This is a genomic window from Kribbella hippodromi (genome assembly GCF_039531045.1).
Lineage (GTDB): Bacteria > Actinomycetota > Actinomycetes > Propionibacteriales > Kribbellaceae > Kribbella > Kribbella hippodromi.
The window spans coordinates 190,997-204,647 of sequence record NZ_BAAAPH010000013.1; the positions used below are offsets into that span (position 1 = coordinate 190,997).

At 68.2% G+C, this 13,651-nt stretch carries 11 protein-coding genes; 2 read left to right on the plus strand and 9 right to left on the minus strand.

Annotated features, from left to right (window positions below):
- Positions 1-97 precede the first annotated feature (97 nt).
- The 4 genes from ABD260_RS21325 to ABD260_RS21340 form a co-directional block, all read right to left on the minus strand.
- Positions 98-634 (minus strand): TetR/AcrR family transcriptional regulator, encoded by a 537-nt coding sequence (locus ABD260_RS21325; RefSeq protein WP_344235512.1) that lies wholly within the window; start codon positions 632-634, stop codon positions 98-100.
- On the minus strand, positions 631-2,040 hold the full coding sequence (locus tag ABD260_RS21330; protein ID WP_344235514.1) for an MFS transporter: 1,410 nt from the start codon (positions 2,038-2,040) through the stop codon (positions 631-633). Before ABD260_RS21330 ends, ABD260_RS21325 begins: the two co-directional genes overlap by 4 nt.
- 775 nt (positions 2,041-2,815) lie before the next feature.
- On the minus strand, positions 2,816-4,369 hold the full coding sequence (locus ABD260_RS21335) for a S1C family serine protease (RefSeq protein WP_344235516.1): 1,554 nt from the start codon (positions 4,367-4,369) through the stop codon (positions 2,816-2,818).
- A gap of 141 nt (positions 4,370-4,510) precedes the next feature.
- Complete coding sequence (locus ABD260_RS21340) at positions 4,511-5,650, minus strand: epoxide hydrolase family protein (protein WP_344235518.1); 1,140 nt, start codon at positions 5,648-5,650, stop codon at positions 4,511-4,513.
- A gap of 61 nt (positions 5,651-5,711) precedes the next feature.
- Here ABD260_RS21340 and ABD260_RS21345 point away from each other — a divergent pair, with 61 nt between their 5' ends.
- Positions 5,712-6,656 carry a helix-turn-helix transcriptional regulator gene (locus tag ABD260_RS21345; RefSeq protein WP_344235520.1) on the plus strand — a complete coding sequence of 315 codons (945 nt, stop codon included), beginning with the start codon at positions 5,712-5,714 and terminating at the stop codon, positions 6,654-6,656.
- 16 nt (positions 6,657-6,672) lie between these two features.
- Positions 6,673-7,479 (plus strand): alpha/beta fold hydrolase, encoded by an 807-nt coding sequence (locus tag ABD260_RS21350; RefSeq protein ID WP_344235522.1) that lies wholly within the window; start codon positions 6,673-6,675, stop codon positions 7,477-7,479.
- A gap of 75 nt (positions 7,480-7,554) precedes the next feature.
- Here the strand turns inward: ABD260_RS21350 and ABD260_RS21355 are convergent, their stop codons facing one another.
- The 5 genes from ABD260_RS21355 to ABD260_RS21375 all read right to left on the minus strand — a co-directional run bounded on the left by ABD260_RS21355 (position 7,555) and on the right by ABD260_RS21375 (position 13,637).
- Entirely contained in the window at positions 7,555-9,174 is a 1,620-nt protein-coding gene (locus tag ABD260_RS21355) for a phospholipase C (RefSeq protein ID WP_344235524.1), read from the minus strand.
- Between the two features lie 20 nt (positions 9,175-9,194).
- A complete protein-coding gene (gene efeB, locus ABD260_RS21360) occupies positions 9,195-10,421 on the minus strand; it encodes an iron uptake transporter deferrochelatase/peroxidase subunit (RefSeq protein ID WP_344235526.1) in 1,227 nt (408 codons plus the stop codon).
- Positions 10,421-11,536, minus strand: a complete 1,116-nt coding sequence (locus ABD260_RS21365) for an imelysin family protein (RefSeq protein WP_344235528.1) — start codon at positions 11,534-11,536, stop codon at positions 10,421-10,423. Before ABD260_RS21365 ends, efeB begins: the two co-directional genes overlap by 1 nt.
- A gap of 222 nt (positions 11,537-11,758) precedes the next feature.
- Positions 11,759-12,667: a ribonuclease Z gene (locus ABD260_RS21370; RefSeq protein ID WP_344235530.1), complete on the minus strand. Its 909-nt coding sequence runs from the start codon at positions 12,665-12,667 to the stop codon at positions 11,759-11,761.
- Positions 12,660-13,637 carry a pyridoxal-phosphate dependent enzyme gene (locus tag ABD260_RS21375; protein ID WP_344235532.1) on the minus strand — a complete coding sequence of 326 codons (978 nt, stop codon included), beginning with the start codon at positions 13,635-13,637 and terminating at the stop codon, positions 12,660-12,662. The genes ABD260_RS21370 and ABD260_RS21375 overlap by 8 nt, the downstream gene beginning before the upstream one ends.
- Positions 13,638-13,651 lie beyond the last annotated feature (14 nt).

The window sequence follows — 13,651 nt, forward strand, 5'->3', positions numbered from 1 at the left end:
CCGTCGGCCCGTTGCAGCGCCTCTCGGCCTGGATCGTCCATGCTAGCGGCGGCACCGCCCTCGGCGAGCACCTCAGATCACATTGTAAGACGGTGTTTCAAGGAGTGATCAGCGCCTGGAGTCCTGGCGCGTACATGGCGACTACCTGATCCAGGTCCGCGGAGGCGATCGGGCCGGTCTTGTCGATCGCGATCGCGGCGCCGAGGCCGAGCAGCTGACCGGTGATCAGCGCGGCCCGCAGCTCGGCGTCCGGGCCGGTCAGCCGGGCGGCGAAAGCGCGGGTGACCTGGTCGCGGAAGTGCTCGCGGATCTGGGCCCGCTCGTCACCCTTCCCGGCCGCGAACACGACCCGGACCAGCAGGTCCTGGTCGTTCTCGCGGCGGTACTCGACCAAGGTCCGGACCGCGTGCTCGCCGAGCCGCTCGTTCGGCGCCTGCAGCAGCAGCTGAGCCGCCTCGCTGAAGTCGGCGACCTTCTCGAAGAGCGCTTCCTTGCTGCCGTAGTGCTTGACGATCAGGGCGGCGCTGACGCCGGCGTCGGCGGCGACCCCGCGCAGCGTGACCGCGTTGTACGGCTCCCGCGCGAACGCCTTCCGGGCCGCCCGCAGGATCGACGTCCGCCCCGGATCGGTCACGTCCTGACCACCTCGTACACGGGCTCGGCGCGACGGACCGGGATCAGCAACGCCAGCCCGGCCGCGACCACGGCCGCGATCCCGGCGACCACGAACACGATCCGGTACGCGGCCAGCGCGGGCGCGACCCGGCCGCCGTCGGTGATCGTGATGTTCGCCAGCACGGTGGCCACGACCGTGCTGCAGATCGCGGACCCGATCGTCCGCATCAGCGTGTTCAGGCCGTTGGCGGCGGCGGTTTCGGTCACCGGCACAGCATGCATGATCAGGGCGGGCAGTGCCGAGTACGCCACGGCCGTACCCGCCGAGACCACGGTCGCGCCGATCACGATGCCGGCCACGTTCGAGGTGGTGAACAAGCGCACGACGTACCCGGCGGCCATCAGTACGGACGCGATCGTCAGCGTGAACCGCGGCCCGCGTGCGTTGGAGATCCGCGCGGACACCGGCGAGAGCAGCACCATCGCGACCCCGCCGGGCAGCAGGCAGAGTCCACTCACCACGATGGATTCGCCGAGCCCGTACCCGGTCCAGGTCGGCTCTTGGACGAGTTGGGCGGTCGAGAGCGAGTTCGCATAGAACGCGAAGCCGATCAGGAGGGCGCCGAGATTCGTGAAGAGCACGGCCGGTTTCGCGGAGACGCGGAGGTCGACCAGTGGGCTCTTCGTCCGCAGTTCGTACCAGCCCCAGAGCGGGACCATCAGGACGGCGATCGCGTACAGGCCGATGACGGTCGTCGTACTCCAGCTGCTGCTCTTCGAGACCGCGAGCAGCAGGCAGACCAGGAACGCGCTGAGGCCGACGGCACCGAGGATGTCGAAGCGCCCGCGGCTGCGGACCGCGGACTCGGGAACGATCAGCAGCACGAGCACGATGTCGAGCAGGCCGAGGCCGAGATTGATCCAGAACATCGTGTGCCAGTTGGCGTACTCGACCACCAGCGTCGCCGCCGGGATGCCGAACGCGGCGCCGACACCGAGCGTCGCGCTCATCATCGCGATCGCGGGGATCACCCGGCCGGGCGGCAGTTCGTCGCGCAGGATGCTGATCCCGAGCGGTACGACCGCGACTGCCGCGCCCTGAAATGCGCGGCCGACGATCAATACGGTCAGGTCGGAGCTGCTGGCGCAGAGCAGTGAACCGATCACCATCGACGCCAGGGCGATCAGCAGCACGCGGCGCTTGCCGTACATGTCGCCGGCGCGGCCGAGCAGCGGGGTGAAGACGGCGCCGGTGAGCAGCGTGACGGTGATCAGCCAGGTCACGTCGGCCGGCGGGCTGTGGGTGATGCCGGGCAGCACAGGCAGCAGCGGCACGACGATCGTCTGACTGACCGAGACGAGCACACCACAGAACGCAAGCGCGGCCAGTATCAGCCGCGGATGAACAACAGGACGGACGGTCAAGCGCGGAGTCCTCACGGGGGTGAACGGGCGTTTACCCAACGATCGTAAACGCTCGTTCACCCCACCCGAAAGTGATCCCGCCCACCGCCCGAGGTTTCCTCCGGGCTTCCCCCGCCGCAGGATCACCCGCCGGAGGATCACCCGCCGGAGGATCACCCGCCGGAGGTTCACCGCCGGGGGTTCACCGCCGGGCGCCCAGGCGTTCACCAACGGGGGTTCACCAGCGGGGTCATCGGCGGGGCTCCCACTCGGTTCGTCAAGCGCGTCTTGGGCGCCCCAACCCGCTCCCGCCATCCCCGGCCCACCGCCTCACCCACGCTCACCCACGCCGGCCTCGAACACCTGCACCAACCTCGTACACCCAGCAGGTTGCGTCACCACTGGCGGGGTTGTTTGACCGCTGGCGGGTTGCAGTGCGCCAGCAGTCACATAACCCGCCAGCCGCCAAGCCGAGACGCCGGTAGGTGTGCGCTGCGCGGCATAGGTGCTGCGCGGGTCAGCGGTGCGCGGGGATCTGCTCGCGTGGTGGGTTCTCCACTCGTGTGGTGGGTTCTCCACTCGTGTACCGGTGGAGAACCCACCACAGCAGTGGATATCCACCGGTGTTAACGGGTAACGGGGTGTGCGCCTGGAATGGGTGGTTATGCGCGCCGAGCGGTTTGGGGTGGGCGGGGTTGGGGGGGATCGGGTGGATAGGCCGATCGGGCCCGGGCGCTCGAGGGGGAGGGGAGCGCGGGGCCCGATCGGGGCGGTCCGCTGTGGAGGGGGTACGGCGTCAGCGGACCGGGCCGGTGATGAGTTCGATGGTGGTCTTGTGGGTCTGACCGGATTGGTCGGTCCAGCCGACCTCGACCTTGTCGCCCGGGTGCTGGTTGTTCAGCAGCTTGGACAGCGCGTCCGGGGAGTCGACCGCGTGACCGGCGAAGGAGGTGATCACGTCACCGGCGGAGATGCCGGCCGCGGCCGCGTGGCCGGTGGAGAGTACGTCGCCGACGACCGCGCCGGTGGTGCCGGGCGTGGTGACGACCGAGACACCGAGCATCGCGGAGTCGCCGATGTGGACTGCCGACGAGGACTTGCCGTTCTCGATCTGCTGCGCGATGGAGAGCGCCTCGTTGATCGGGATCGCGTACCCCTCGGTCGTCGTGCCCTGACCATTGCCGGAACCATTGCCGGAGCCATTGCCGGAGCCATTGCCGGAGCCATTGCCCGTGCCGTCGCCCTGGCCGAAGCCGCCGCCGTTTCCGTTGCCAGAACCGTCGCCGTTGCCAGAACCGTTCCCGTTCCCCGATCCGTTGCCGTCACCGAAGCCGCCGAACGGGAAGCCGTTTCCGTCGCCGTACCCGTTGTCCTGACCGTTCCCGAACCCGTACCCGTTGTCGCCCGCCGCCGCCAGCGTCGCGGTGGCCGCGTGCGCGGTACTCGCCGAGGTCTGCCCCCGGTAGCCCTGCCCGCCGCCGTTCGCGCTGCCGCCCGCGACGTCGACCCCGACCACCTGGCCGCTCGCGTTCACCAGCGGGCCGCCGGAGTCGCCGGCCTGGATGTTCGCGTTGGTCTGGATCAGGTTCTTCAGGTTCTCCGGGTCCTGCCCGTTCTGGTCGGTCGCGGTGATCGCCTGGCCGAGCGCGGTCACCTTTCCGCTCGCGTAGCTCGGCGCACCGCCGGCGCCGCCCGCGTTGCCGACCCCGACCACCTGGTCGCCGACCTTGACCTGGTCGGAGTTCCCGGTCTTCGCGGTCTGCAGCCCGGACGCGTCCTTCAGCTTCAGGACGGCGATGTCGTGCTGCGTGTCGTACCCGGCGACGCTCGCGGTGTACGTCTTCCCGTTGCCGATGTCGGTCACGCTGATCGCGGTGGCGCCTTCGACCACGTGGTGGTTGGTGAGCACCTCGCCGTCGGAGGTGAGCACGATCCCGGTACCGGCGGCCCGTGCGCCCTCATACCCGAGCACGGTGTTCACGTCGACCAGGCCCGGCGACACGTCGGCCGCCACGGTTGATGCGTCGAAGGCCTTCTGGGACAGCTGCGAGCTGCTCCGGTCGGCGCGCTGATCGATGCCCCAGGCAACCGATCCGGCGACCAGAACGGCGGCCAGACCGAGTACGCCGGCACCGAGCAACCGCCGCCGGTGCTTCTTCGGCGGCTGCGGCGGCGGGCCGAACGGGTAGTACGGCTGCCCACCGTACGGCGGCTGACCACCGTAGTACGGCTGCCCGTACCGCGGCCCGCTGTACTGACCACCACCGTACGAAGCGCCGTACTGCGGTCCACCCTGTTGCGGCCCACCGGACTGCTGTCCGCCCCCGTACTGCCCGCCGCTCTCGCTCATTGCCGTCGCCCTCCTCAGCCAAGTCCCTCTACTACGAGTAGAGCGCGCCAGACTGAGAACTCCATCGGCTGAACCAAGGAATCACCTGAGAATCCACTCCGAGCCACCACCCGCGCCCGAAATGTCACTCTCAGTCACATTTCACCGCAATTCGCGGAAGAACTCCCGGACATCGCCGAGCAGCAGGTCCGGTACCTCCAGCGCCGCGAAATGCCCGCCGTGATCGACATCCGTCCACCGGGTGATGGTGTTCGAGGTCTCGCAGTACCGCCGGATCGCCACGTCGTGCGCGAGCGCCAGCACCGCGGTCGGCACACCCGAGTTCGGCCGCGGCGACCAGTCCCGCGGCTGCGCGTACCCGATGTACGCCGCCGAACCACCGGTACCGGTCAGCCAGTACATCATCACGTTCGTGAGCAGCCGGTCCTTGCTGATGATTGCCTCAGGCAAGGTTTCGGCCGGGTGGGTCCAGGCGTGGAACTTGTCCATGATCCAGGCGAGTTGCGCGACCGGCGAGTCGACCAGCCCGTACGCCAGCGTCTGCGGCCGGGTCGACTGGATCGAGATGTACCCGAACTCCTCCTGCATGAAGCGCCCGATCCGCGCCATCTTGTCCTGCTCCAGCGGGGTCAGCGTCTTCAGTTCGTCCTCGGGCAGTTCCAGCGGCGGCAGGTTCGTCCCGCCGTTGGTGTGTACGCCGACCACCCGCTCCGGCACCGCCCGGGCGACCTCCGGTGACACCGATCCCCCGAGGTCACCGCCCTGAACGCCGAACCGCTCGTACCCGAGCCGGCTCATCAGCTCGGCCCACACCCGCCCGATCCGCGGGAACGTCCAGTTGCCGTCAACGGTCGGCCCGGAGAACCCGAACCCGGGAAGCGCCGGAATCACCACATGGAACGCGTCCGCCGCCTGCCCGCCGTGCGTGACCGGGTCGGTCAGCGGGCCGATCAGGTCCAGGAACTCCACAATCGATCCCGGCCAGCCGTGCGTGAGCATCAGCGGCAGCGCGCCGGGCTCCGCGGAGCGTACGTGGATGAAGTGGATCCGCTGCCCTTCGATCTCGGTGGTGAACTGCGGGTACGAGTTGAGCTCCTTCTCGGCGGCACGCCAGTCGTACGAAGTGCGCCAGTACTCGACCAGGTCCGACAGCCAGGACACCGGGACGCCGGTGGTCCAGTCGTCGCCGGGCAGCGGCGCGGGGAGGCGGGCGCTCGCCAGCTTGGCGGCGAGGTCGTCGAGGGTGCTCTGCGGGATGTCGATGCTGAACGGCTTGATCATGACTTCAGTCTTTCAACCGGTTAGGACAGCTCCGGTCCTAGCTTGCTGGCAAACTGTCAGCATGCTCGAAACTTCCGCTCGACTGCTCCGGCTTCTGTCGCTCCTGCAGCAACCCAAGGAGTGGAGTGGCGCCGCCCTGGCCGAGGAGCTCGGCGTGGGCGTCCGCACAGTCCGGCGCGACGTCGACAAGCTGCGCAACCTTGGCTACCCGGTCGATGCTGTCTCTGGGGTGGCCGGCTACCGCCTGGGCGCCGGCGCCTCGCTGCCGCCACTGCTGCTCGACGACGAGGAGGCGGTGGCCGTGGCGGTCGGGCTGCGGGCCGCAGCGACCGGCACAGTGGCCGGGACCCAGGAGTCGTCGGTCCGGGCGCTCACCAAGCTCGAACAAGTACTGCCGTCCCGGCTGCGGCACCGGATCGAGCTGTTGCAGCAGATCGCAGTCACCCCGGAGAGCGGTCCGGCCGTACAGCCTGACGTATTGCTAGCGGTAGCTGCTACCTGTCGCGACCACCAGCGGCTCCGGTTCGACTACCGCAACCACGACGGCACGGCGTCCACGCGGACAACTGAGCCGCACCGGCTCGTACACACCGGTCGCCGGTGGTACTTGGTGGCGTGGGACTTGGACCGGGAGGACTGGCGTACGTTCCGGCTTGACCGGCTCGAGCCGCGGATTCCGACCGGACCGCGCTTCACCCCACGGGAAGCGCCGGACCTGGCAACCACGACCCGCGGCGTCGCCTCCGGGGCCTACCGGCATCAGGCCCGCATCCTGGTCCATGCACCGGCCGAGCAGGTCGCGGACGTGTACGGGACGCATGTCGCCGCGGTGACACCGATCGACGAGTCGACCACGCTGGTCGAGACCGGGGCGAACTCACTCGAACAGCTCGCACTGCATCTCGGTGCGCTCGGGCTGCCGTTCGAGGTGCAGTCGCCGCCGGAGCTGGTCGACTGCATCCGTGCGTTGACGACGCGCCTGATGGAGTCCGTGCCGCCGCTCTGACCGGTAGCGTTCTGGCATGCAGGATCGGTACGTCGAGACCGTACTGGGCCGGATTCGCTTGCGGATCGACGGGTCCGGCGCCGCGATGCTGTTCTGGCCGAGCCTGTTGATGGACGGCACGCTCTGGTCCGCGCAGGCCGAGCACTTCGCCAGGCGCTTCCAGGTGATCCTGGTCGATCCACCTGGGCACGGCGGCAGTGCATTGTTGACAAAGCCGTTCAGCTTCGCGGAGTGCGCGCAGGTGGTACTGCAGATTGTTGACAATCTTGGAGTCGACAAGGTCCACCTGATCGGGAACAGCTGGGGCGGCATGATCGGCGGCACCTTCGCCGCCCTGCACCCGGACCGGACCGGCCGCGCCGTCCTGATGAACGCGGCCGCCTCCCCCGCGGGCCGCCGGCAGCGCTTCGAGTACGGAGTGCTGACCCGGTCGGCCCAGCTTCTCGGCGGAATCCGTGGCCCACTGACCCGACCGGTGCTGGGCGCCTTCCTCGGCCCCACCGCGATACGCGAGAAACCGGATGTTGTTGCCAAGGTCAACGAGCTGGTCCACCAGGTGAACGTCCGGTCCGGAATGCACGCGGTCACCAGCGTCGTACCTCGTAGGCCTGACCAACGAGCACTGTTCCGCGCGATCCGGACCCCGGTGCTGGTCGTCGCCGGCGCCGAGGATCAGACGTTCCCGGTCGCGGAGACGAAGCAGATGACGGACGTGATCCCGGGCGCCCGGTTCGTCGTGCTCGAGCGGTCGGCGCACTTGGCCGCGCTCGAATCACCCAAGGAAGTCAACGCGCTGATCGACGATTTCTTCGCCGACCACTGAGCCCGCCCCGCAGGTAAAAGCCTGCAGGGCGGGGCTGTTCTCAGCGCGGGCGCTGTTCTCAGCGCGGAGGTGTTGTCAGCGGACGACGGCGCCGGTCTTCGGATCCAGGATCAGCTTCTTGCCGCTCGGGTGTCCCCAGAAGCTGAACATGCCGTTCATGCTGCCGGCCCGCTGGTCGAACGAGTGGTCGCCGATCCGGCCGGTCCGCCAGTTGTCCTCGATGAACTTCAGCACCGAGGTCTGGTCGGTCAGCGAATGGTCGACGTGGTTGACCTTCGCGTAGGGCGAGACGACCAGCAGCGGCAGCCGCGGGCCGTACCCACAACGATCCGCGTACCCGCCGGCGGCCGGCTTCGTACCGCACAGTGCGGCCTGGTCGAGCGCCGCATCGTGGGAACCGTTCACCACCGGTGCCTTCACGTGGTCGTACCAGCCGTCGGAGTCGTCGTACGCCAGCACGACCGCGGTCGACGACCATTCCTTGGACTTCTGCAGCTGGTTGATCTCCTTCACCACGAACGCCTGCTCGTCCAGCGGGTCGGAGTACCCGGCGTGGCCGTCCTGGTATTCGCCGGCCTTCAGGAAGCTGACCGCGGGCAGGTTGTTCGCGGCAACGGCCGCGTCGAAGTCGGAGGTGTCGTACTGGTGGTTGGCCTGGTCGGTCTTGCCGATCGCGGCCACCGACGACGGCGGCAGGTGCTTCGGGTTCGCGGTCGACTGGTAGTACTGGAACGGCTCGTGGTGCGGGCTGTAGTCGTTCACCGCGTTGCCGCCGACGTTGGTGTGCTGCGTACCGCAGACCGCCTTGTCGTTGGCCGTTCCGGTCGGCTTGAACCCGCCCTGGAACCAGCCCCAGGTGACGTGCTGCCGGTTCAGCAGGTCGCCGATGTTCTGCCCGTGCATCACGGCCAGGTTGTTCGCCGACTTGCCGTTGTTGTTCGAGCAGTCGTCGTAGTACGGGTCGGGGTCGTTGGTCATGGTCCCGATCCCGTTCGCGTCCGGCGACTGCACCGCGTACGCGTCCGTGGTCGGCTTGCCGGTCTTCGGGTCGATGGCCTGAACGCCGTGGGTCTGCCCGGAGATCAGGTTGATCGCGCCGGGCGTGGACGGACCGTACACACTGTCGAACGAGTTGTCGCTGAGCGCGTAGTGCTGGGCGTAGTTCCACATCGCGGTGACGGTGTTGCCGTCGTAGTAGTCCATCACCAGTCCGGGCTCGCCGAACAGTACGGGCTGGCCGGTGCACTTGTCCGTCTCGGTGTTCTCGACGAACTTGTCCATCTTGCCGCCGTTGACCGCCTTCTGCTCCGCGGAGTACCCGTGGTTCTGGTCGCAGGTCAGTGCCTGCGACGGCGCGAGGCGCTTCGGGTTGTACGCGTTCGGGTTGTTCGTCAGCAGCTGCTTGGACAGACCGTTCACCTTGGGCGTGTGGCGGGCCGGGGTGAAGGGCGTGCCGTTTTCGTTGGTGGCGTTGGGATACGTACCGAAGTAGTGGTCGAACGAGATGTTCTCGCCGAAGATCACCACCACGTGCTTGATCGGCGTGGTCGTCCGCACCGGGTGCTGGTACGCCGCGGCGTCCAGCTGGTACGCGGCGTTGGTCAGTTGATGAGTGGTGCCGCTGCAACCCGCAGCCAGCACCAGGCCGGAAGCGGCCGCGGCAGCCGTCGCCGCGACCCGGAGTCTTGCGCGCATGCCTTCTCCTTCTGGGTAACTCACTCCAGCAGCGACCTTGCGAAGTAGTCGTTGCCGTCCCGGACGCCGGGAAGTACAAAGAAGTAGCCGCCACCGACCGGCCGGATGTAGTCGGCGAGTGGCTCGTCGACTAGGCGTGTCTGCACGGCCTCGAACTGCCGGGCGATGTCCTGCTGGTACCCGCAGAACAACAGCCCCAGGTCCAGGTCACCGACCGAGTCGATGCCCTTGTCGTAGTTGTAGCCGCGACGCAGGAACTGACTGGAAGCCGTCTCCGGCGTACGCGGGTTGGCGCGGCGGATGTGACTGGTCAACGGGATCGCACCACCGGTCGGATCGGCCGCGTAGTCCGGGCTGTCGGTTTCGTGGTTGCCGTCCAGTGGTGCACCGGAGTCGCGGCGCCGGCCGAACATGTTCTCCTGCTCACCGATCGACACCCGGTCCCAGAACTCGACCAGCATCCGGATCTGCCGGAGTACTTGGTACGTGCCGCCCTCGGTCCAGGGTGGTTCGCCGTTGCCACGGCCGACCCAGACCAGTTTGTCGTAGTCCGACTCGGCCGGGTTGACGATGCCGTCCTTGAAGCCCATCAGGTTGCGGGGCGTACCGGATGGGCGCGGCGGGCTGTGGAAGCCGTCGATCCGCCAGCGGAGCTGCATTCCGCCGCGGGTGTGGCGGGCGAGGTCGCGGAGCGCGTGCAGGACGGTGTCGGTGTCGCTCGCGCAGAGTTGGAGGCTGAGGTCGCCGTGGCACAAGCTCGCATCGAGGGTGTCGTTCGGGAACTCTTTCATCGCGGTCAACTTGGCCGGCTTGCGGTCCTTCAGACCGTAGCGGTCGTCGAAGAGCGATGCGCCGACACCGACCGTGATCGTCAGGTCGTCGGCGGGCATGTCCGGTCCGAGTACGCCCGAGTCGGCCGGCGGCGCGGTGATCCCGACCGGCGGAAGCGCGCCGCCAGTAGTCAGTAACCGCGCCCGCTCGGTCAAGGTCCTGAACAAGTCCCTCAACTCACCCTTGCCCACAGCAACCACATCAAACGCCGCAAACACAGCCTGCCGCTGCTGCCCAGTAGTAACCCCAGCCTGACGCACCCCATGGAACGGAACCGGCTGCAGAGCACCCGCCGGCCCGGCGGCGGCCGTGGTCGAGTCGGCGACTGCCGCACCGGTGACAGCTGCCGCGCCGGCGCCCGCGAGCGCCCCACGCAGGAAAGAGCGACGGCCGACACCCCCGCGCTCAGGCTTCATCATCCTCTCCTGACTTCACAGAGGGTGGCTACTGGAGCGAGCAGCTCCAGGAGTTGGCCGACGGCGCCGTTCAGTTGTTCTCGGGTGGTGGGGTTGAGTTGGGTGACTGGGGTGTTTTGGTGGGCGGTCAGCAGGGCTCGTACGCGGGCCTCCCACTTCCGCACCTGAGGAAGCTCCGGGTAGCGCGGTTGGAGGACGGGATTGAGGATCGCGAGCACCGTCGCCGTACCGTTCAAGTTCGCCAGCGCGGTGTTCAGTGACGTACCGCTGCCCTGATCGTTCTCCCCGGTCAGCTCGAACTGCAGCGCGTTCTCCATGATCTCGTGCGCGCGCAGACCCAGATCATCCGGATCAACCTGCTCCTTCGGCAGATCAGCCTGCAACCCATGGACCGCGGCCGCCAACCGATCCACGACCGGCTTCAGCGCCGCGGCCGGCGCCCCGTGCCACAACCCCTTCTCCAACGGATGAAACCCCGCGTCCGCCCCGTCGATCTGATCCGCGAAGTCCCCGAACGCCCCATAAGCAGCCCCAAGCGAGTTGTACGCCAAGTGGGCGCCCAACCAGTCCACCCGAGCCGCCGCCAGATCCCCCGCACCCACATCGGCCCGCAACTTGTCCGTCTTCACCGCAAGCACAGCAACCCCGGACGCAACGGAAGCCTCGTACTTCTTCACCAACGGCAACATGTCGTTCTTCGTCACCGGAACCGCAGCCGCCCCACCAACACCGTCACCCGCCACCGCGACAGTCGGCCCCGTAATCGGATCCGTGTCCTCGATCAAACACCGGATCGCGTACTTTCCGGCGCCCAGCTGCACGTCCATCGGCGCGCTGGTGTTCGGCCCAAGGCCCTCCACCTCGCCGTACACCTTGCCGCTGCCGACCTCGACCAGATCGACCTCCGCGGCCGCGGACCCGGTGTTGTGCACGACGATCGTCTGCCGCCCCGCCTTCGGATCGCTCCAGCCCTGACCGCACTGACTCCGCGAGATCGCGATCCCCTCCGGCTCGCGCGCCGCGTCAGCCGAACTCTCCCAAGGCCGCCAGACCGCCACAACCGTGCCCACCAGAACCAGCGCGACAGCCACCGGCACTAGACGGGGTGTGCGCACGACGGGATGCTCCTGGGACTCGGCGGGCGATCGGCGATTTACATTCGCGGGCAATGCTAATCCCGCCACCCCCGCTGATGCCGAGTATTCGCGCGTCGCTCATCAACTGTTCGCAATCAGCGGCTCGACAGGAGGTGTCCGGCGGTGCCTAGTGCACCTGAGCGTGGATGGGCCGGCGTGTACGGCGTCTCGCCGGTGCACTACCTGTCGAGCTGCCGATGATCAGCGGCGGGAGGGCACCGGGACGCGACTGAGATCCGCAGCGACCACGATCTCGCCGGAGAACTCGGCTGCTGCCTCCGCGTGGAAGCGTTCGGGCTCCAGATAGCGCTGGGAGAAGTGCGTGAGGACGAGTTTGCGTACGCCGCACTCCGCCGCGACCCGGGCCGCCTGCCGCGCGGTGAGATGCCCGAACCGCCGGGCCAGCTCCGCTTCGGACGACAGGTACGTCGACTCGATCACCAGCAGATCGGCGTCTTCAGCCAACCGGAGTACGTTCTCGCACAACCGGGTGTCCATCACGAACGCGAACCGCTGCCCCGGCCGCGGCTCACTGACCTCTTCCAGACGAACCGTCCGGCCGTCGACCTCGATCGATCCGGCCCGTTGCAGTTCACCGACGGCAGGTCCGCCCACCCCGTACGCGGCCAGCTTGTCAGGCAGCATCCGCCGGCCGTCGGGCTCGATCAGTTGATAACCGAACGACTCGATCGGATGCTCCAGCCGGCGCGCCCACAGCTGACCGAACGATCCGACCGACAACAGTCCGTCCTCCTCGACCGGCTCCTCCAGCAACTCGGCCCGCTCGAAGAACGACGCCGCGTACCGCAACCGGGTGAAATACGTCTGCCCCGACGCCGGGTAGTGCGCGCGGACCGGATGCGGTACGTCATCCAGTGACAACCGCTGCACGATGCCGGGTACGCCGAGACAGTGATCGCCGTGGAAGTGCGTCACGCACAGTCGCGTGATCGCGCTCGCCGGCACCCCGGCGTACAGCATCTGCCGCTGCGTGCCTTCGCCCGGATCGAACAGGAAACCCTCGTCGTCCCAGCGCAGGAAGTACCCGTTCTGTGTGCGTTCCCGGGACGGCACCTGACTGCCCGTCCCGAGGACCACGAGCTCACGCAAGCGCGGCCACCAACGTCGACGACGACATATTGCCGCCGCAGGACACCACCGCGACCCGCTGCCCGGCCAGCTCGGTGCGCCGCTCCCGCGCTGCCGCGAATGCCAGCGCCGCGGAGCCTTCGATCAACTGATGCTCGGTGTCGATCACCAGCCGGAGCGCATCGCGGATCGCGTCCTCCTCGACCAGCACCCAGTCGTCCACCAGCTCACGGCACAGATCGAAGGTGATACTGCCCGGCTCGACACTGCCCGCCGTACCGTCCGAGAGGGTCTGCCGCGCGTCGACCTGGACGATCTCACCGGCGCGTACGGACGCGGCCATCGCGTCGTCGACGGCCGGCTGCGCGCCGTAAACCCGGATGCCGGGGAGGTGCTGTTTCAGTACGGCAGCGACACCACTGATCAAGCCGCCGCCACCCACCGACACCACGATCGCGTCGAGCGGCGCGGTGCCGACCTGTTCGAGGATCTCCACCGCGACGGTCCCCTGCCCGGCGATGACATCGAGGTCGTTGTACGGCGGCACGTACGTGAGTCCATGCTCAACCGCGTAAGCCCGCGCCTTCAGCTCCAGCGCACCGGTGTCGTTGCCTTCGGCCCGCAATTCCAGACCGAGGCGCCGGAGCGCGGCGACCTTGCCCGGGGCGGCGTTCTCCGGCAGGTACACGATGCCATGCCCGCCGAGCATCGCCAGCGCGTTGCCGACGCCGAGCCCGTGGTTGCCGGTGGACGCGGTGATCACCCCGGCTTCACGCTGCGCGTCGGTCAGGGTGAGTACCTTCGCCAGCGCACCACGCGCTTTGAACGAGCCGGTGCGCTGCTGGTGCTCACACTTCACCAGCACCTCGGCACCCAGCTCATCGCTACACGCGTCGTACCGGACGAACGGGGTCGGCGCCAAGTACTCCCGCAGCCGAGGAGCAACCCGCGCCGCCCGCTCGGCAATCTCAACCGACCCCGCCACACTCATAGCGTGCTCACTCC

Coding starts and splice junctions, on each gene's coding strand:
- ABD260_RS21335 (WP_344235516.1), bottom strand. CDS start 4,369: ATGAGCGAGAGCGGCGGGCAGTACGGGGGCGGACAGCAGTCCGGTGGG.
- ABD260_RS21340 (WP_344235518.1), bottom strand. CDS start 5,650: ATGATCAAGCCGTTCAGCATCGACATCCCGCAGAGCACCCTCGACGAC.
- ABD260_RS21345 (WP_344235520.1), top strand. CDS start 5,712: ATGCTCGAAACTTCCGCTCGACTGCTCCGGCTTCTGTCGCTCCTGCAG.
- ABD260_RS21350 (WP_344235522.1), top strand. CDS start 6,673: ATGCAGGATCGGTACGTCGAGACCGTACTGGGCCGGATTCGCTTGCGG.
- ABD260_RS21355 (WP_344235524.1), bottom strand. CDS start 9,174: ATGCGCGCAAGACTCCGGGTCGCGGCGACGGCTGCCGCGGCCGCTTCC.
- efeB (WP_344235526.1), bottom strand. CDS start 10,421: ATGAAGCCTGAGCGCGGGGGTGTCGGCCGTCGCTCTTTCCTGCGTGGG.
- ABD260_RS21375 (WP_344235532.1), bottom strand. CDS start 13,637: ATGAGTGTGGCGGGGTCGGTTGAGATTGCCGAGCGGGCGGCGCGGGTT.